This window comes from Galbibacter sp. L-19 (assembly GCF_056857615.1).
The window spans coordinates 19,957-38,573 of record NZ_JBSXNL010000057.1 but is presented as its reverse complement, the minus strand read 5'-3'; the positions used below and the strand labels follow the sequence as shown (position 1 = coordinate 38,573).

Sequence of the window (18,617 nt, the reverse complement as noted above, 5' to 3'; positions counted from 1 at the left end):
GGGAATCTAAAGAACCGTTATAAAAATAGACCTTTGTTCTATAAGGACAAGTATTTTAATCCGTAGATAAATACGGAACTCACCGTAATTTCCTACGAAAAACGTTGTTATCCCCTATTACTTGCTATTTTGATTTTTTGCGGTATCGATGTATGAATTGCCGTCTGTTTTTAACACCTGTTTTTTTATAAATATTGGATGCGTGTTTAGAAACTGTACTTTCTGCTATAAACAAGTCTTTAGCAATGCGCTTATAGCTCAGATTGCTTAAAATCGATAGCGTAATTTCGATTTCTCTTCTGGTCAAATCCTCGTAAATAATTTTCGTTTCGGGCAGACAGAGTGCCTGCTCTCTGCTCATTGCAAATACCTCGTACATTTTTGTTTTGTTTTCCAAGAAATACAAATACCTATCTATTTCAATTATTGTAATGGCGTAAAACGCTGCATTCATAATAGTAAAGGTTAACCATTGATAGTCCCCTATAACGGTTAATATTGGCAGCAAAGCGATGCTTCCAATACTAACCATAGACAACCGGATACGCCGTAAAATATAATCATTCGGGTTGCTCGGATTGGAAATTCTCTTATGGAAAATCCAAAGAAAAACAAAAGCCAAACAAGCGATGGGTACGGTAAAAAGTAATCTCGCAGAGTCCAAAGAATTGGTAAAAAAGTATGGAATCAAAAAAAACAGAACGAAACTTCCCGATGCAACAATTGCTAAATTTCTGATAGAGGAATTATATTTTAAGACCTCAATATCGTATTCTTTGTACAGATAATAAACGATATAAATGCACAAAGCAATGGCAACTCCATAGGTTATGATGTACTGAATAATAATAGGTCCTAGAAAATATTCAGTTGGTAAGAACCCACCGGTTAAATTGTATGCTATGAACAGAATGCCTAAGTACAGAAACCTTTTGTAACCACTAGAATCTTTTCTGGTCGAATAGTAGATTGTGCACAATACAATGACCGTATCTAATAGAAGATAGAAGAAAGTCGTCCAATGTATTGATGTTCCAAACATTTAATCTTTTCATAGCTGCTCAAATTTGTTGGTTTCTAAATTTTTAGTGACATTCTTCCAGTTGAATATTGTGCCGTTCATAGCTACATAAACATCTGGTATTAGAAATTGTACAGAGCATATTGCATAACCTAAATTGAATGGGGCATCTGTGCCATAGGATGAGCCTAAAACGAATGAGCCAACTAAGACTATCGTTTTGTTCAGGTTAAGTTTTCCGATATATTTTGCGGTATCTTCCATAGTGAAAGTACCGTGGGTTAATACTATTTTAGCTGTGTCCGAAGCCTTTATTTTCTTAACCAAAAGTTCCCGGTCTTCGTCTGTAATAAAACGGCTGTCCTTGTTAAGGACATTTTCAATCGAATAGGGAAATGAAACATTGGCAGACCTAAAAAAATGCTCTATTGAAATTATTTTTTCATGGGTATTATCTTCTTGTGGATCATGGTCCACCCCTTCAATTGTACCGCCAGTTGTGATTATATGTATCATAAAATAGGACTTGTTGTGACCTATAAATATAATGGTTAATTTTTGCGTTATTTAGGGTATGTATATGTCTAATGTTCCGTCTAGGGTTCTCAATTTCAGGAGGTTTTTCTAAATCTTCAACATAAAACATCTTCTTTAGTAAGTTTGAACCGATTTTTTTTAAAAATGGAGTTTTTAATAACTCGACCATTTATTCAAAGATTTCAATTTTCATGTGTATTCAATTTTTTGAATATTCAAAATAGATGTGGCCTTCAGGCTATAAATTGATTTACACACATCTTTTTTAGTTAGTTCATCCTCAGCTTGTTCCTGCTATTATTATAATAATATATTACCATCAAAAGGGTAAAAAGTATCATTTGTGCCATTAAAGTTTCGGTAGTTGGGTAAACGCCCAGCCAATCAATTTTTAGGTACACAGGAAAACCGGTAACTGAAAGCCAACCAGCTTCCTGAATTGCGTGAATACCTTTACCAATGAGAATGACCGCTAATAAGGTAATCACCCAAGCAGAATATCTAAAAAGTTGCCTTACCGGAATTCTTTTGGAATATTTCACAAAAATAACTGCAAGCAATGCTATCAGTCCAAAAGCAGCAATTACGCCCAAACCTATGGAAGACCCATCGCCAGTTTTGGTCTCTAAGTTAATGGCCTGTAAGAAAAGGATGGACTCAAAGGCTTCCCTAAATACCACCATAAAGGAAAATACAGCCAATCCGAACATTTTTTCTCCTCTTAGTTGTTTTCCTATCTTTTTTTCTATAAACTCCTTCCACTTTTTTGAATGGGAATGATTATGCAGCCAAAACCCAACAAATGCTAACACTATTACCGCTACTAAAGAAATCAACCCCTCCATAATCTCACGGTTCTTACCACTAATACCAATTATCCAATCTGATAGGAACCATCCTGCGATACCTGTTAAAATGGCCATAATCCACCCTCCGTGTACATATGGGAGTGCTTTTTTTGTACCAGAAGTTTTTATTAAAGCCAGGATCAGGGCAATGATAAGGAATGCTTCAAGCCCCTCGCGCAACATAATAGAAGCTGCCAAGAAAAAAGAAAGCCAATAGTTGAGCTTCGTATCCCTCATCAATTGGTCTGCACGGTCTATCATTGATAGCGCAGCACCGATTTCAGCTTGTACCGTGGAAATGCTTTTAGAGCTCTCTATAGCCTGTCTAACGGCCATCATTTGCTGCTCTAGTTGTGAGGTAAATTCTGGGTCGTTGGCTTTCAATCGTACTTCCAATGGTTCAATACCTTCGAGATACGCATTCAAGGCGTTTTGACGTGCCGATTTTTTATTGCCTTCCTTATAATCTAATAGAACAGCGTTCAGGTAATTTCTTGCAACAACAAGACTATTTTCGGTCGAGTTCTCGGGAAGAGAAAAAATTCTTAAAGCTTTCAATTTTTTATAAGTAACGGAATCTTTGTAGCCCAACTTTTGAATCAATTCTTTATCGGATAGAGTAGCCACATCTTTTAGGGAAACTTCATTCGAGACTTTATCAAATATTTGCTTTAGCTCAAGCGAATCCGCGGAAGAGGCATTAAATCTCAGGGATTTGATATAAAAGGAAAGGTCCCATACTTCTTTATCACTCAACATTCCGAAACTTTGCATTGCAGTTCCTTCTACACCAAGTTTGATAGTGTTATAAGCCTGAAAGGGGGAAACCTCACGCATAAGGGTATCGATCAAGAAATTGGTCGGTGCCGGGTTTAGGCCCATAGCTAGTTTGCCCTGTCCATTACCGCTTACTCCGTGACATTGAATGCAATTGTTCAGAAATAGTTTCTGTCCATTATCAATATTTGGCCAATTAGGTGGGCTAATTTCAAATTCTGTAAAGCTGATAATAGCCCACTTAACCTTTGAAGTGACCGTTTTTATTTGTTGATGGGAAACTTTGTTTAGTACATTTGTCCTCAAATCCATCAAATCCCTCTGTATCTGATCCGCCTGCGTTATGGAGAGCTCAAGATTTTGGCTTAGTGAGAGAATGGTTTCACTAAATTCTTTCATTTCAAGGTATTCACCTTTGTTAACTATGACACCATCTTTAACCGCTGCTGGATAATCTTTTGATAGATAGTCCAATAAATGTATAATGGTCTGAATATTAGAGTCGTCCTTGGCCGTGCCGGCATAGATGTTCGAGCTTAATAAGGCAATGAAGCTTATTAGAAAAATACTTATATAACGCCTGTGTTGTAACATAAAAAACTATTATAAAAATCACTAATATTATTTAGACTAAATAAAAACAAAGATACGCTTTAAAATAAACTTTACTGGAAGAAGTGGTTAATTAATCCATACGGAGTTACTCTATTAAGCAATTTTCAAATTTAACCATATACCAAATCTTTTATAAAGAAATGAAATAAGAGAAGGGCTGCGATAAAAATTCCAATTAGGGCCATAATTGCCCATAGCTTATCTCTTTTAGTTATTTTACTTTTAGACCTTTTCTCCCTTCTTCTTATTCTTCTGTTTAATGACATAATTTAATTTTGAGTAATCAAGACACTGTTCAACAAGCAATAAGGACAATCCCTGAACCTTAGAAAAATTCAATCTTTAAGAGGAAGGCGATGTCATTTATATAAATGAACTAGGTAAACATTATATTTTTCAACTCCCGACAGTATTAGATAAATTAAAAAATCTTTTGAATAGTATCAATTCGAAAAAAGCAGGTAAAAAAAGTAGAAAATGGCATCGAAAAAATAAATTATAAGTACTATGGTAATTTCGACAAGTGCTAGGGTGCCGTACAATCTGTCTTTCATAGGCACAGTACTTTTTATGGGTTTTTCATCTCTTTTTTTTGCCTTCTATTTCTACGATTTTTAGAGATTTTATTCTTTATTTGCTTCTCCCAATTTTAAATTAGTCCCATTTCATTTTCTGTAATCTTACCGCATTGAGAATAGCCAGAAATGCGACACCAACATCTGCAAAAACTGCTTCCCACAATGTGGCCATACCAATTGCGCCCAAAATCATAAAGATAATTTTTACACCGAAAGCCAGACCAATATTCTGCCATACGATGCGTCTTGTAGACCGACCTATTTTTATTGCCCTTGCAATTTTAGAGGGTTGGTCGGTCTGGATAATGACATCCGCCGTTTCGATGGCCACATCACTACCCAAACCACCCATTGCAATGCCAACATCACTTATCGCCAAAACCGGGGCATCGTTAATACCATCGCCTATAAATGCTACTTTGGTTCCGGATTGCTTTTTGAGTTCTTCGACTTCGTTCAATTTGTCTTCAGGCAACAATCCACCTTTTGCCCAATCGATATTTAACTCTTTTGCAACTTGTTGTGTAATAGAGTCCTTGTCGCCTGATAGCATTATAATCCTGGAAATTCCTGAATCTCGAATTTGTTTAATGGCTTGGTGTGCATCATCCTTTAATTCATCTGCAATGGTTACATAACCTTCAAATTTTCCGTCAATAGACACCATAACAATTGATTCTACAATACCATCTGTTTCCGAAGGAACTTCAATACTGTTTGAGGTCATCAATGCTTTGTTACCTACAAGTACTGTTTTTCCGTTGACCATCCCTTTCAATCCTTTTCCGGCAACCTCTGAAACATTGGTGGCCTCATAATCAGAACCGTCCGCTTTATATTCCAAGATCGCCTTGGCAATGGGATGTGTGGATTGTTCTTCCATCGCCATCAGGTACTTCATAAACGTTGCCTTTTCTAATGTTATGGGTTTGATTTCCTTTATTTTGAATACCCCGTGAGTAACGGTTCCTGTTTTGTCCATTACTACCGTATTCACTTGGGTCATTGCATCCAAGAAGGATGCACCCTTGAATAGAATACCGTTTCGGGATGCTGCACCCAACCCACCGAAGTAACCCAGGGGAATGGAAATCACCAATGCACAGGGACAAGAAATTACCAGAAAAATCAAGGCCCGGTATAACCACTCCTGAAATACGTACCCGTCCACAAAAAAATAAGGTAAAAACGTTAAGCATACTGCTAAGAAAACTACGATAGGAGTATAGATGCGTGCAAATTTCCTTATAAACAGTTCGGTCTTTGATTTACGTGCTGTGGCATTTTGCACCATATCGAGAATTCGAGCAATGGAACTATCCTTAAATTCCTTGGTGGTTTCCACTTCTACAACACCTTCTAGATTGATGCTCCCGGCAAAAACCTTGTCTCCTTTGGCAATGGTGTCGGGTTTGCTTTCCCCCGTAATCGCTGCGGTATTGACCGATGCTTTTTTAGATAGCAATTGGCCATCTAAAGGGAACTTTTCACCTACGCGCACTTGTATTTTTTCTCCAATTTCAACGGTCTCGGGATCGACCGAAACATAATCGCCGTTCCGATACACCACGGCCTCATTAGGACGTACATCAAGAAGCGCCTTTATGTTGCCCTTTGCTCGTTTTACAGCTGCGTTTTGGAAAAGTTCGCCCACGGCGTAAAACAGCATTACGGCCACACCTTCCGGGTATTCCCCAATGGCGAACGCCCCTAAGGTTGCGATAGACATTAGGAAGAATTCGGTAAAGAAATCACCGTCCCTGATACTTTTCCATCCCTCTTTTATAACAGGAAAACCAACGGGGATGTAGGCTACCGCATACCAAGCGATTCGTACCCAACCTTTAAAAAACGGAAAGGCATCAAAGTAATCAATAGCAATTCCCGCTATCAACATCACAAAACTGAATATGGAAGGGATGTATTCCTTAATGCTCAGTTGTGATGAAACCTTATTTTCAATTGAAGGATCCTTGAGGTCTCTTAGATTTAGTTTTTTCTTTTTCATATATGTTTTATTTTAAAATAGTTTTAGAACAAAAAATACCATTGTCAATAGATAGACGATATAGGCTGCATCGAACGCGAATATCTGCCATCTGCTAAAACCGTGAAGTTCCTTGCTTTGATGGACAAAAAGGGAGTACAAAAGCGGCATCAGTCCAACGAAGGCAAGATTCACCCAAAACAACTGGAAATCTTCGATAGGGGTAGTAACCAGCGCCAACGGGAAAAAGGCGACCGTCATCGTAACAGCATTATCTGCGATAACACTAGTGGTGCCTGCCGTTACTTCGCCTCCTTTCACCACGCTCCAGGTCTTAAATATTTCAGGCGCGGTGGTCATTATACCCGTGATGAACAATCCCCCAACGATTTCAGAAATATTCAGGGCCGAAACAATATTTTCTGTTGCCTTAACAATAAAAAAAGCACCCACAGCTATGGCCAGGGCCCCGGCCACGGATAACCAGACTTTCTTTTTGTCCCATTCTACTTTTTCGCCCTTTTCCCTGCCTTTTATAATGGCATGCGTTAAAAAAGCAGCATAGGCAGCCAGCATAATATAGCCATCGATGGGTTGTAATCCACGCCAGGCTTTGGGAAGGGTTAGTATAGCTACCAAAGCAATGATTGCCAGGTAGGGGATGGACAATACCGAAACAGAACGTTTGTTCAGAGCCAGTAGGTTGGCATCCAGATGTTTTTGGTGTTCCTTATTATTTTTAAATTGCTTTCTGGAAGCGAAATAGGCTATGCTAACCATCAACGGAATGGAAATTATATTGGAACCCAAAAGGTTGCCCAGACCAATTTCCGATACTCCCCGGGCTGCACTGGTAACGTTTACAGCTACCTCGGGGCTGGCGGTCACAATGGCAAGGAAAGCTGCTCCTGCAGAAGCTGTAAGCCCCCATTGCTTACGCAGCATTTTTAAAGGGGTAAGGAGTTGGTCCGCGCCCCAATGAGCAGCCCAAGCTGCCAATCCCAATACTACTACCCAGAGCCAAACGTTCATAACTAATCGTTGTTTATAATTTTTCTGTTACCCTCAGTATATTTCAACTTTTTCTTATCCGATATATTCTGGTCTTTTTTTGTTGGCTTTGAAAGATCAGGAGTAAAATCACTCCCGTGCTAATCCAAACATCTGCGGTATTGAATACAGGGTCGAAAAATGTAAATTCATTGCCTCCCCATAATGGCATCCATTCCGGAAGCCTTGTGTCAATAATTGGAAAGAACCACATATCCACCACATTGCCATTTAAAAATCCCGCATAACCACCGCCTGAGGGGAATATTTCAGCAATGTTGCGAAGTGCTGGATCACTTTTTTCAAAGATCAGTCCGTAAAATGCACCGTCCATCAAATTGCCCAATGCACCTGCGTATATAAATGCGGCACAGATTATAAAGACTTCTGCATATCCTTCACGTATCATCTTTTTGATATAAAAGGTCCCCCAAATAACGGCTACGAAGCGAAATAGTATTAAAACAAATTTGGCCAGATATCCTTCGCCAAATTTAAAGCCCCAGGCCATGCCGGGATTTTCCAAAAAATGTAAGCGAAACCAATCCAGGCCAAACACAAAATATTCCTCGCCATAATAAAAATGGGTCTTCACATAAATCTTTATGGCCTGGTCTATTACGAACAACAGTAAAATCAATAATGCTACACTACTTTTATTCATAATTTCCTTATTGTTGCCCAACGTCTTGTGCAACATATATTTGCATTATTTAGATAATTTTAAAATTCTTATGGCGCCCCGCATTACAAACGTGAAAACGATGCCGCCAATTACCAAATCAGGCCATTTGCTATCCAGAAAATAAACCAAAACACCTGCCAGAATCACCCCACCGTTTACAATAATATCATTTGAAGTAAAAATAGCACTGGCCTGCATATGGGCTTCCTTACTTTTGGCCTTATTGATTAACCATAATGAAATTAAGTTTCCGGCAAGTGCCAGAGAGGAAATAATAATCATCCACTGAAATATGGGAGGTTCACTGCTCATAATAAACCTGCGTAAGACCTCTACAAATCCAAGTGTCGCCAGAGCCATTTGAAAGTATCCGCTAAATTTTGCGACCTTCTTTTTTCTTGAAACAGCACCACCTACGGCAAATAGGCTTAGTGCATATACAATGGAATCTGCCAGCATATCTAACGAATCGGCAATAAGGCCCATCGAAGAAGATATCCACCCCGTGGTCATTTCGATAATGAAAAAGCCGAAATTTATCCCGAGGACCCACCAAAGGATTGTTTTCTGTTTGGATTGGTCTTCTATTTCAGGAGGCTCGGCTTCTTCGGTCCCTTGAAAGGAATCCCCAAGGTTTAAACCGGCTATTGATGTTTGTATATCTTCGATTCCATTCACATGATATACTTCCAGTTTCCTGTTGGGAATATCAAAATCCAAGTGTTTCACCTGAGCATAAGACTCCAACTTCATCCGGATCATCTGTTCTTCTGAAGGACAGTCCATTTGACTTACTATAAAAGTACTTTTGTTCATTTCTCCCATATCACTTAACTATATTTTTCTTTCCTTTATTGGAAGTTAATAAGAGAATTACCGCACCGCCAATAGCTGCAAGTAATGAAGCTATCAAAATGCTTATTTTCGAAATTTTAATCAATTCCTGATCATTAAATGCGAGATTGGTAATAAAAAGGGACATGGTAAAGCCAATTCCCGCAATCATACCAATTCCAATTATATGTTTCCAGTTTAGTGTAATATGTAATTCGGAAACTCCAAGTTTTTGCCCAATCAATGTAAAAATACCAATCCCTGTTACTTTACCAATTGCTAATCCCAAAAGGATCCCCAACCCTAAAGAACCGGAAACAACCTCAATTAAATTTACATCGAGCTTTACTCCCGCATTCGCGACTGCAAAAACAGGAATGATAAAGAAAGCATTAAAATCAACAAGGGAATTTTCCAGTTTGAGCAAAGGAGGCCTTGAATTCTCAGTATCTGTTTTAATGGCTTTTAAAATTTTTCGTTGTTTTATATCCTGAAGAGGATTTAATTTTTCTAACTCTGCTTTCTCAAGATCAGTAACGTTTGTGGCAGTCCTTTCTTTGAATTTTTTACTGTCTAATTTGGGCACTATTGGGATGGTAATGGCAAAAAGTACTCCCGCAATTGTTGGATGGATACCTGAATTAAGGAAGCAATACCATAAGATGATACCTATAATAATATACCAAATCAAATTTTTGACCCCAGTCCAATTCATTAATAATAATAACCCAAATGCCCCCATGCCCGATCCAAGGTATATCCAGCTCAACTCGTTGCTATAAAACAATGCTATCACCAATATGGCACCTATATCGTCAGCAATAGCGAGGGCTATTAAAAATGTTTTTAACTGCCTGGGGACATTTTTCCCCAGTAGGCCAATTATCCCTAGTGAATATGCGATATCGGTAGCCATAGGGATGCCCCAACCCTTTATATTTTCAGTGCCTAAATTTAGGCTAATAAAAATGAGGGCCGGAACTGCCATACCACCTAAAGCTGCCAACAAGGGGGCTGAGGCTTTTTTAATTGAAGATAATTCCCCCACCATAACCTCCCTCTTCAATTCAAGGCCGGCAACCAAAAAGAAAATTGCCATTAGGCCATCATTGATCCATTCTTCAATTGTTAGCCCAAAACTAAGATGCTCGGAAAATTCAAAAAGCAATTCATCACCAAGAAAATGATGATAGGCACCTGCCCACTGTGAATTAGCTAAAAGAAGGGCAACTATAGTAGCAATTATTAAAAAAATCCCCCCAGCTGTTTCCCTGTCGAGGAACTTTGTTGCCGTTTCCCTGATATACCCAATAGTGGATTGATTTCGAACTGATTGCCCCATTTGATCTTATCTATTTTTTGAGTTTATTACTTAAACCTTAATTTTTCAAAAAGCTCTGTAGCGTCTTAATTTTTAAGAACTTACTGTTAGGTCAACTTTAAATATGCAACGCCCTGTCTTCGGTAGCTGCCAGACAGGCCTCCTTAAAGGTCTCGGAAAATGTGGGGTGCCCGTGTGACATTCTTGCTATGTCTTCGGCAGCTGCCCTAAATTCCATCGCTACCACCGCTTCAGTGTAGCTGTCTGCAATGCGAGGGCCTATCATATGCACGCCCAGTATCTCATCGGTTTCCTTATCTGCGATTACCTTGATAAAACCGTCAGTGTCCATACTTATCTTTGCCCGTGCGTTTGCCTTATAGGGAAAAGAGCCCGTTTTTATACTTCTATTGGTCTTCTTCAGTTCTTCTTCCGTTAAGCCTACACCGGCAACCTCGGGTTGGGTGTACACAATATTTGGGATGAGCGAATAATTGATATGGGGCTTTTGGCCAACAATCCGTTCGGCTACAAAAACGCCTTCTTCGCTGGCTTTATGGGCGAGCATTGCCCCTCGGATTACATCCCCAATGGCATATACATCCTTGACGTTTGTTTCAAGGTTTTTATCTACCGTTACCTGTCCTTTCTCATTGGTTTTTACTCCTATATTTTCAAGCCCTAAACTGGCGATATATGGCTTTCGGCCAATGGCCATAAGACAGTAATCGCCTTCTAAACTCATTTCTTCTTTATCCGAAAGGTTTTCCGCTTTCAATTCTACTTTGCCGTCAGTTGCCGTTGCATTGGTTACCTTATGTTCCAAATAAAAATCAATTCCCTGTTTTCTTAGGGAACGGTGCAATTGATGTCCCAGTGCGCCGTCCATAGTGGCGATTAGGCTATCAAAATATTCTACTATAGAAACCTTTGAACCCAGGCGGGCGAATACGGAACCTATTTCAACACCGATAACGCCACCGCCAACGACCATTAAATGCTCGGGAATTTGGCCTAAGGCAAGGGCTTCGGTAGAAGAGATGATCCGCTTTTTATCGATTTCAATATTGGGCAGTGAAGCGGGTTTGGACCCTGTGGCAATGATGATTTTATCGGTTGCTATGGTTTCCGTTTTATCTTCGCCCTTAATCTCAATCGTGTTTTTATCCCTGATGGTACCGTGACCTTCATATACGGAAACCTTGTTCTTTTTCATCAGATAGTCAACGCCATTGATGATTTCCTGTACCACATCCTGAACCCTTTGGTTCATCTTTAGGATATCTACATTGGCCTCTTTAACATCAATTCCAAATTTTTCGAATTGATGTTTGAGTTTGTAATAATGCTCAGAGGCTTCCAACCAGGCTTTTGACGGGATACAGCCCACATTAAGACAGGTACCGCCCAACGTGCTGTACCTTTCAACAATGGCCACTTTCAATCCCAATTGGGCGCAACGGATCGCACTTACATACCCGCCCGGGCCAGATCCTATTATAGTTACATCAAATTTTTCCATATTCATATTTTTTTTAAGTTAGTTACGGTGGAAAAAACCTTAAGCTTGACCATTGGGGGCTGGGATTCAGGCTTAAGGCACTCCCACCTATTATTTTTTACTACAATTTTTACAAATCCCTTTTAAAACCAGGTTCACATCGTTCACCTCATACTGGTCTGGCAAACTCTCTTCCGATATTTTATTTGGTAAACAGATTGTTTTCTTACAATCGGTACAATGAAAGTGCATATGTAAATCTGTACTGTGTTTAAAATTGGTGTTTTCATCAGAAAGCGCATATTTTGCAAAAGCAGTTCCATCGTCAATTTGGTGCACCATGCTTTTTTTCTCAAAGAGCTTTATCGTCCTGTAGAAAGTGGTCTTATTGGCCGTTTTGATATTTTTATTGATAAAGACTTTTTGCATTTCATTTAAACTTACTGCATAAGTTTTCCTTTTGAGGTATTTGTAAATTTTCAACCTCATTTCAGTGGGACGTATCCCTTTTGACGATAATTTTTTTTCCGTTTTTGTCATTTTATATTCTTTCGAAAAACAGTCTAAGTCCGGATCTAATCTTTTTTATAAGCCAAAAGCCTTAACGCATTAAAAACCACCAGAAGCGTCGAACCTTCATGGATTACTACAGCCACTCCAATATTTGCCAAGCCGAATATGGTTGAAGGTATAAGCAGGGCCACAATACCAAGGCTAACCCAAAGGTTTTGCCTGATAATCGCCTTTGCCTTCCTGCTTAAGCCTATGGCAAAGGGCAGGGTTTCCAACTTATCGGCCATTAGCGCAATATCCGCCGTTTCCAAGGCTACATCACTTCCCGCAGCACCCATAGCTATGCCTACAGTGCTGTTTGCCATGGCAGGGGCATCATTAACGCCATCGCCCACCATTGCCACCTTGGATTCCTTTTCTTTTAATTCTTTTATAGCATCCACTTTTTCTTCCGGCAATAGGCTCCCCCAGGCATCGGTCAATCCTATTTCTTCTGCTACAGCGTCTGCTACCTTCTGGTTATCTCCGGTAAGCATGATCATTCGTTTAATGCCGATTTCTTTTAATTTTTTGAGGGTTCCCTTGGCGGCTTCACGAGGGGTATCCATTAATGCAATGATGCCTATATATTCTTCATTTTTTCGTATAAGCATTGTTGTATTTCCACCACCTTCAAGACCACGCACTTTCGTAGCTATTTTTTCGGAAGGTGTACTCTCATCAAGCCCTTCGTACAGGTCGAGGTTACCTATATAGATTTTATCATTGCCAAACGATGCTTTAATCCCTTTACCCAGAACTGCCTCCAAATTAGAGGCATTTGGGATTTCCTCGCCTTCCAGACGCTCTTTTCCATCACGAACTACAGCTTTGGCCAGGGGGTGATCACTCAAACTTTCCACAGCTACTGCTATTTTGAGAAGTTCGTTTTCAGATATATTTCCAAGTGGCACCACTTGGGTAAGTTTTGGCTTTCCTTCCGTTAGAGTTCCGGTTTTATCAAAGGCGAGGGCGGTAATAACCCCCAGGTCCTCCAGAGGGCGCCCTCCTTTAATTAATACCCCGCCACGGGCAGCTCTGGCCACTCCACTCAATACAGCACTTGGGGTCGAGATTGCCAACGCACAGGGACTTGCAGCTACCAGTACCGCCATTGCCCGGTAAAAGCTCGCGCTAAAGGGTTCGTCAATAACTAAAAAAGCGAACAAAAGAATCCCGACCAAAATAAGGACGGACGGCACAAAATATTTTTCAAATTTATCGGTGAGCAACTGGGTAGGTGATTTTTGGGTCTGGGCCTCGTTAACCAGTTTCACCAATCGGGAAAGCGTTGAATCTTTGGCTGCTTTGATCACTTTAATTTCCAAAGTATTGTTCCCATTGATCGTTCCGGCAAAAACGCGGTTTTCATCCTTGATATCATCTTGCGCCGAATAATCCTTGTCAACATCTTCTACGGGAACTTTATCTACCGGTACACTTTCCCCGGTAATCGGAGCTTGGTTGACACTGCTTTTTCCGTTGACCACAACGCCATCGGCAGATATTTTACTGTTCGGCTTGACCACGATAATATCGCCTATACCCAATTTTTCGATACCCACCTCTTCGGTTTTGCCATCTTTTTTGAGCAAAGCTGTTTTTGGTGCGAGATCGGCAAGGGCCGCTATGGACTTTCGGGCCTTGTTCATTGCATAATGCTCCAGGGCATGCCCCAGGCTAAAGAGAAATAATAACAAAGCTCCTTCAGCCCATTCCCCAAGAATAGCTGCTCCTATAGCTGCGACCAACATGAGAAAATCAATTTCAAATCCACCTTTGGCTACGGTCTGTATGGCTTCTTTTGCTGTAAAGTAACCTCCAAAAAAGTAGGCACCTATGTATAGGGATAAGCTGACCCATTCCGGTATTGATGTTACGTAGGACAAACCAAAACCAATACCCAAAAGAGCACCACAAATAATAGCAAAAATAAGTTCGGTGTTTTTCCCAAAAATACCTCCGTGGGCGTGGGAATTTTCTTCCCCGGCCCCGTGGCTATCCGCTTCTCTATGATTCTGGAGATCAGTATCTTTATGCTTTTGTTCTTCTATATCCCTTACCTTTTCTTTATTTAAATTTTGAGGATTCTTTTCGGCAGATTTAAAGCCCTTATTCTCAGCAGAGGAGCTTTTTTTAACTTGTAGGTTTTCTTTTTCGAGCTTTGTAGTTATCTCATCAAAACTTGTTTCCCGTTTATCATATTCTAAACGGATCATTCCTCCGGCATTGGCGGAAGCTTCCAAAACGCCTTTGATATTCAGCAGACTCTTTTCTAAAGTCCTTGCATGCCGGGTATGTCTAATCCCCTCAACCTCTATAAGCAAATGTCCATATTTCGCGGTAATTTCAGCCCCGGTTCTTTCTGCCAATGATTGAATGCGGTCAATAGAAATTATATCCGGATCGTAATGAAAGCACAATTGTGGCACCGTATCTTCCTGATCGTCTTTTATATGCACTTTATCAAGACCTTCTTTGGCTTCTAATTCTTCAATGAGCCTTTGCACACAAGTGTCTTTTTCATTTGGCACCTGAGGTAACAGTACCGGAATTTTCAGTTGTAATTTTTTCATTTTAGGTGTTGTTTATTTTATGTTTTTTCAAAAAAGGGAAATGATGTGAAACCAATAATAGAATAAGAAAAGCGGATGTAACACTTCCAATGAGGTACATACCAAACCCAATTGATATACCAACCGCGGCAGTGGCCCAAATTGTAGCTGCGGTAGTCAAACCGGAAATTAAATTTTTCGCGCTATCCCTAAAAATAATTCCTGCACCAAGGAACCCAATACCGGAAACAATATTGGCGACAATGCGGGTTTGGTCAGTTACTTCAATATGAGTATTGATTATTGTAATTAATGCGGCCCCAAGGCAAACGGCTGCATACGTTCTAATTCCTGCCGCATTTCCGTCAATTTCCCTATCGAGTCCTATCAGGACACCTAGTAAAAGAGCGACAAATAATCTCGGTATCAGTGTTATTTCAGTTTGAAAATCCATTGTATTCATCTTGTATTATAAAATATAATAATCTGTTGGCTCTTTCTTTACAGGAACATCTGTTTCACCTATCATTTGTTTAATGTTTATTTCTATCGTTTCGGCCAAATCAGTCATGGGTGTATCCAAAGGGTCGTTTTCAAAGGGATCCTGCATGAGTATGGATGTTTTTTCAATGGCAATGAAAATGACTGGTATAATAAATGTTATAGCGATTTCAACTGCTATATTTTTATCGTCCAATCCAAAAGGCAACATTGTAGCAAAAACGTAGATGATCAAATGAATCAATAAGCTGTGTGCTTTGGGGAAGACAGTATTTTTTATACGTTCGCATTTGCCCATTGAATCACATAACCTGGCTATAGTACTGTCTATCTGTACCTGCTGAAAATCATTGACCATACCAATTTCTTTTGCCTTTAACAAAGTTTCAGAGTGTTGTGACAATAAAGCATTAGGAATATTAAATGCTTTAATCCCATAGGATTCTGAGTATACCTTAACCCGAGTGGAAAAGGGTAGTTTCCTCAACGATTCCCCTAGGGCATAGCACCAGATTACCTGACGATCGGTCATCTCTTTCACCATCTTTTGATAGCCTCCTTGATCCCTTGCAAAAAAAGACACACACTGCCTGACCAGTGTTCTGGAATCATTGACAATAGCCCCCCAAATAATACGGGCTTCCCACCACCGTTCATAGGCTTGATTGGTTCGAAAACCCAAAAGTAGAGCCACCGCAGTACCAAAAACGCCGGTTATTGCAATTGGAATAGAGATTTTTGACAAAAAACCATATTGGTCCATATAGCCAACCAGAATTGAATAACTACCGATAAATATCAGGTCAAATTTTATGGTTTTCAAGAAGTCAAAAATTGATATCCGCTTATTTAAGAGCATATTTAAAAATTATTTAAGTCCGTTCAATAAGTTGTTTGCTTATTCTCATAATGTAAACTATACTTCATTGCCACATTTAGAACAAAATTTTGCATCCATAGGTATTGGTTCTTGACAACTTATGCATTTTACTTTACCTAAAGGCTCGCCATAATGTTGACAAAAAGAAGCATTTTCAGGATTGTCTTTGCCGCATTTTGTACATCTCACAACAACCTTGGGTTCATTAAATCTTGGGTCATTATTTTTACGTTGATGCTTGTTGGAATGATGACCATAATTTCCTCTTAATAAATGTTTTAAAAATCCCATATTGTTTAGTTTAAGTATGTTTCCATATATTCCAACGCCTCGGGCATATCCAACTCGCGGGTTCCGTTCCCTGTTCTGATAAAGAAATGCGAACGATCGCCCAAATTCAAATACACAGGTTTTTGTGATTTGTGAACCCTTACATAACAGATATCCTTTTCTTCAAATTGGTGAAAAGACACTTTAACCAAAGTGCAAAAATGGGTACCCAACTTGAGGGACACCAATTGCATTATATATTGCTCAAACCCGTCCTTGCCAGGTTTTTTTAAAGTACCATAATCCTGTTCCAGCCCCAGAATACTACCTTCATCATCAATTCCGATAATTAAATGCCCTCCTTGGGTGTTCATAAACCCGGCAATTGTTTTTGCTATTACGTCTTCCAAAGCCTTATTCGGTTTAAACTGCCTCAAATCCCATCTCAAGGTAGATTTAAATTCTACTTGCTGGTTTTCTCCTGCCGCAATCAGCTCTCTGATCTCCTCCAGCTTATCTTTTCTTCCGGTCAATTGAAATATTCTTTGCCTGACCATAAACATAAGCGACAAGGCAATGCCCAGCAGTCCAAATAGCAATTTGATTATGGCTTGATCCAAATCCCATGAACTAAATTCCTGCTGATATGAAGCAAGCAGAGATTTCCACCATTCGCCATTACCTCCCTGCATGTCATACATGTGGAGTGAAATAACCAGGGGCTGTATTATAAATAAGCCAAGGGCTAATCCAATGAATATAAAAACAAATACTTTGCGTTTTTTCATTTTTACCTTCTTTTATAAGCCATAGGTGCCATCGCTTTCGATGCCTGTGCCTTATAACTACTTCTTCTTATCCTGAAGGACTTTCTTCTTTTGTTCAAATTCCTCATCGCTTATCTTCTGTTTAAATTTACTTAACTTTTTTAATGATTTCCTTTCTCCATCCATTCCTTGGCCAAATGTTTTTCTTCAGGGCTAAAGAATTTAATATGTGCCTTTGTAAAGGGTATCAAAACTTCGGTAAACTGTTCCTGCCATTTTGTAATTCCCACCAATGCAACCTTTTTAACGCGTTCTTCATTCGGAAGTTTCAGTTCAATGCCTTTCCAATACGCACTTGCAGTCCACCCCTCAAAATTTTCCATTTCAATATACCAGTATACTTTATGGTTTGCCTGTATATGGTTTTTTAATTGAGATATCAAATTGTCATAATCGGTAGCATCCAATCTATTTTGAGCTACCATATATACCTTGTTTTCTTTTTTATAAATTTTCATCATTGTTCCAATTTTTTAAATCAAAAAACTTAATCCAAGTCATTGCTACATTTCTCACAGACTCCCTTGGCCACCAGATTGATATCCTCTGCCACATAGCCGTCGGGCAGGTTTATCTGAGGGATTTTGTGCTCTGTAAGGCACACGGTTTCCCCGCAACTATTGCAATGAAAATGTAAGTGAAGGTCGTTTCCCACCTCACATTCACAATTGTCTTCGCACAGGGCATATTTAATGATGCCGGTGCCATCCTCAATTTGATGCACGATTCCTTTTTCTTCAAATGTCTTCATAGTACGGAAAAGCGTACTCCTTTCCGAGCTTTCGAAATCCTTTCCAAGGTCGCCTAAGCTAACGGCCACATTCAGTTGTGCCAGCCGTCTATAGGTCATCAAGCGCATTGCCGTAGGGCGGATGCCTTTGCTTTCCAACTTTTTTACTATTTTTTCCATTTGCTATAAAAGTATTTAGGGGTCGTAACGCTTTATGGATTCCCCGGTTTTTATCTGGAAGGCATCTTCAATATCGGAAAGATAAATTATTCCGTCACCGGGTTCAGTTGTTTTTGCATTCTCAAGGATAATATCTATTGCTGATTGTGCTTCTTCGTTTTGACATACCAGTTCTAACTTTACAACCGGACTGTCTGTTACACGGAAATCTAAAGAAGGTGATGCGCCTTTTGCTTTAAAAGCCCCCGTTCCTTCTCCCTGGGAAAGGGTCATACTTTTAAATCCGCTTTCACTAAGAGCTTCAATTACATTTTGAACTCGTTTCGGTTTTATAAATGCTTTTATTTCTTTCATTGCTGTAATATTAA

18 protein-coding genes are annotated in these 18,617 nt (G+C 39.5%); all 18 read right to left on the bottom strand.

Annotated features, from left to right (window positions below; all coding sequences use genetic code 11):
* Positions 1-124 precede the first annotated feature (124 nt).
* Positions 125-979 (bottom strand): LuxR C-terminal-related transcriptional regulator, encoded by an 855-nt coding sequence (locus AC13CQ_RS10705; protein WP_482882887.1) that lies wholly within the window; start codon positions 977-979, stop codon positions 125-127.
* Positions 980-1,051: 72 nt separating this feature from the next.
* On the bottom strand, positions 1,052-1,537 hold the full coding sequence (locus AC13CQ_RS10700; protein WP_268225811.1) for an asparaginase domain-containing protein: 486 nt from the start codon (positions 1,535-1,537) through the stop codon (positions 1,052-1,054).
* A 290-nt stretch (positions 1,538-1,827) separates the two neighbouring features.
* Complete coding sequence (locus tag AC13CQ_RS10695) at positions 1,828-3,777, bottom strand: FTR1 family protein (protein ID WP_268225812.1); 1,950 nt, start codon at positions 3,775-3,777, stop codon at positions 1,828-1,830.
* A gap of 675 nt (positions 3,778-4,452) precedes the next feature.
* Positions 4,453-6,384, bottom strand: coding sequence for a heavy metal translocating P-type ATPase (locus AC13CQ_RS10690; RefSeq protein WP_268223124.1), 1,932 nt, complete (start codon positions 6,382-6,384; stop codon positions 4,453-4,455).
* Positions 6,385-6,396: 12 nt separating this feature from the next.
* Positions 6,397-7,395: a sodium:calcium antiporter gene (locus tag AC13CQ_RS10685; protein WP_150313765.1), complete on the bottom strand. Its 999-nt coding sequence runs from the start codon at positions 7,393-7,395 to the stop codon at positions 6,397-6,399.
* Positions 7,396-7,438: 43 nt separating this feature from the next.
* A complete protein-coding gene (locus AC13CQ_RS10680) occupies positions 7,439-8,113 on the bottom strand; it encodes a lipoprotein signal peptidase (RefSeq protein WP_482882886.1) in 675 nt (224 codons plus the stop codon).
* 9 nt (positions 8,114-8,122) lie between these two features.
* Positions 8,123-8,914 carry a cation efflux transmembrane domain-containing protein gene (locus tag AC13CQ_RS10675; protein ID WP_449543910.1) on the bottom strand — a complete coding sequence of 264 codons (792 nt, stop codon included), beginning with the start codon at positions 8,912-8,914 and terminating at the stop codon, positions 8,123-8,125.
* 10 nt (positions 8,915-8,924) lie between these two features.
* Positions 8,925-10,274, bottom strand: coding sequence for a Na+/H+ antiporter NhaA (nhaA, locus tag AC13CQ_RS10670; RefSeq protein WP_228249896.1), 1,350 nt, complete (start codon positions 10,272-10,274; stop codon positions 8,925-8,927).
* A 97-nt stretch (positions 10,275-10,371) separates the two neighbouring features.
* Entirely contained in the window at positions 10,372-11,775 is a 1,404-nt protein-coding gene (gene lpdA / locus AC13CQ_RS10665; protein WP_167596224.1) for a dihydrolipoyl dehydrogenase, read from the bottom strand.
* Between the two features lie 90 nt (positions 11,776-11,865).
* Positions 11,866-12,294: a Fur family transcriptional regulator gene (locus AC13CQ_RS10660; RefSeq protein ID WP_167596225.1), complete on the bottom strand. Its 429-nt coding sequence runs from the start codon at positions 12,292-12,294 to the stop codon at positions 11,866-11,868.
* 35 nt (positions 12,295-12,329) lie between these two features.
* Positions 12,330-14,882, bottom strand: a complete 2,553-nt coding sequence (locus AC13CQ_RS10655; RefSeq protein ID WP_292247996.1) for a heavy metal translocating P-type ATPase — start codon at positions 14,880-14,882, stop codon at positions 12,330-12,332.
* A gap of 1 nt (position 14,883) precedes the next feature.
* Positions 14,884-15,315, bottom strand: coding sequence for an MgtC/SapB family protein (locus AC13CQ_RS10650; protein WP_228249894.1), 432 nt, complete (start codon positions 15,313-15,315; stop codon positions 14,884-14,886).
* 15 nt (positions 15,316-15,330) lie between these two features.
* Positions 15,331-16,221 carry a bestrophin family protein gene (locus tag AC13CQ_RS10645; protein ID WP_008613747.1) on the bottom strand — a complete coding sequence of 297 codons (891 nt, stop codon included), beginning with the start codon at positions 16,219-16,221 and terminating at the stop codon, positions 15,331-15,333.
* Positions 16,222-16,278: 57 nt separating this feature from the next.
* Entirely contained in the window at positions 16,279-16,533 is a 255-nt protein-coding gene (locus AC13CQ_RS10640; protein WP_008613749.1) for a zinc ribbon domain-containing protein, read from the bottom strand.
* A 5-nt stretch (positions 16,534-16,538) separates the two neighbouring features.
* Complete coding sequence (locus AC13CQ_RS10635; RefSeq protein ID WP_008613751.1) at positions 16,539-17,300, bottom strand: AlbA family DNA-binding domain-containing protein; 762 nt, start codon at positions 17,298-17,300, stop codon at positions 16,539-16,541.
* A 140-nt stretch (positions 17,301-17,440) separates the two neighbouring features.
* The gene (locus AC13CQ_RS10630; RefSeq protein ID WP_128766681.1) at positions 17,441-17,800 is read right to left on the bottom strand and encodes a SpoIIAA family protein; all 360 of its coding nucleotides are present in this window, start codon (positions 17,798-17,800) and stop codon (positions 17,441-17,443) included.
* A 26-nt stretch (positions 17,801-17,826) separates the two neighbouring features.
* Positions 17,827-18,249 carry a Fur family transcriptional regulator gene (locus tag AC13CQ_RS10625; protein ID WP_128766680.1) on the bottom strand — a complete coding sequence of 141 codons (423 nt, stop codon included), beginning with the start codon at positions 18,247-18,249 and terminating at the stop codon, positions 17,827-17,829.
* Between the two features lie 15 nt (positions 18,250-18,264).
* Positions 18,265-18,603, bottom strand: a complete 339-nt coding sequence (locus AC13CQ_RS10620) for a P-II family nitrogen regulator (protein WP_009778856.1) — start codon at positions 18,601-18,603, stop codon at positions 18,265-18,267.
* Positions 18,604-18,617 lie beyond the last annotated feature (14 nt).

What these genes read in the sequence shown, in the direction of transcription:
- lpdA (WP_167596224.1), bottom strand. Translation starts at nt 11,775, where the DNA reads ATGGAAAAATTTGATGTAACTATAATAGGATCTGGCCCGGGCGGGTAT.
- AC13CQ_RS10655 (WP_292247996.1), bottom strand. Translation starts at nt 14,882, where the DNA reads ATGAAAAAATTACAACTGAAAATTCCGGTACTGTTACCTCAGGTGCCA.
- AC13CQ_RS10680 (WP_482882886.1), bottom strand. Translation starts at nt 8,113, where the DNA reads ATGTTGCACAAGACGTTGGGCAACAATAAGGAAATTATGAATAAAAGT.
- AC13CQ_RS10640 (WP_008613749.1), bottom strand. Translation starts at nt 16,533, where the DNA reads ATGGGATTTTTAAAACATTTATTAAGAGGAAATTATGGTCATCATTCC.
- AC13CQ_RS10675 (WP_449543910.1), bottom strand. Translation starts at nt 8,914, where the DNA reads ATGAACAAAAGTACTTTTATAGTAAGTCAAATGGACTGTCCTTCAGAA.
- AC13CQ_RS10690 (WP_268223124.1), bottom strand. Translation starts at nt 6,384, where the DNA reads ATGAAAAAGAAAAAACTAAATCTAAGAGACCTCAAGGATCCTTCAATT.
- AC13CQ_RS10625 (WP_128766680.1), bottom strand. Translation starts at nt 18,249, where the DNA reads ATGGAAAAAATAGTAAAAAAGTTGGAAAGCAAAGGCATCCGCCCTACG.
- AC13CQ_RS10620 (WP_009778856.1), bottom strand. Translation starts at nt 18,603, where the DNA reads ATGAAAGAAATAAAAGCATTTATAAAACCGAAACGAGTTCAAAATGTA.
- nhaA (WP_228249896.1), bottom strand. Translation starts at nt 10,274, where the DNA reads ATGGGGCAATCAGTTCGAAATCAATCCACTATTGGGTATATCAGGGAA.
- AC13CQ_RS10685 (WP_150313765.1), bottom strand. Translation starts at nt 7,395, where the DNA reads ATGAACGTTTGGCTCTGGGTAGTAGTATTGGGATTGGCAGCTTGGGCT.
- AC13CQ_RS10700 (WP_268225811.1), bottom strand. Translation starts at nt 1,537, where the DNA reads ATGATACATATAATCACAACTGGCGGTACAATTGAAGGGGTGGACCAT.
- AC13CQ_RS10630 (WP_128766681.1), bottom strand. Translation starts at nt 17,800, where the DNA reads ATGATGAAAATTTATAAAAAAGAAAACAAGGTATATATGGTAGCTCAA.
- AC13CQ_RS10650 (WP_228249894.1), bottom strand. Translation starts at nt 15,315, where the DNA reads ATGGATTTTCAAACTGAAATAACACTGATACCGAGATTATTTGTCGCT.
- AC13CQ_RS10695 (WP_268225812.1), bottom strand. Translation starts at nt 3,777, where the DNA reads ATGTTACAACACAGGCGTTATATAAGTATTTTTCTAATAAGCTTCATT.
- AC13CQ_RS10660 (WP_167596225.1), bottom strand. Translation starts at nt 12,294, where the DNA reads ATGACAAAAACGGAAAAAAAATTATCGTCAAAAGGGATACGTCCCACT.
- AC13CQ_RS10645 (WP_008613747.1), bottom strand. Translation starts at nt 16,221, where the DNA reads ATGCTCTTAAATAAGCGGATATCAATTTTTGACTTCTTGAAAACCATA.
- AC13CQ_RS10635 (WP_008613751.1), bottom strand. Translation starts at nt 17,300, where the DNA reads ATGAAAAAACGCAAAGTATTTGTTTTTATATTCATTGGATTAGCCCTT.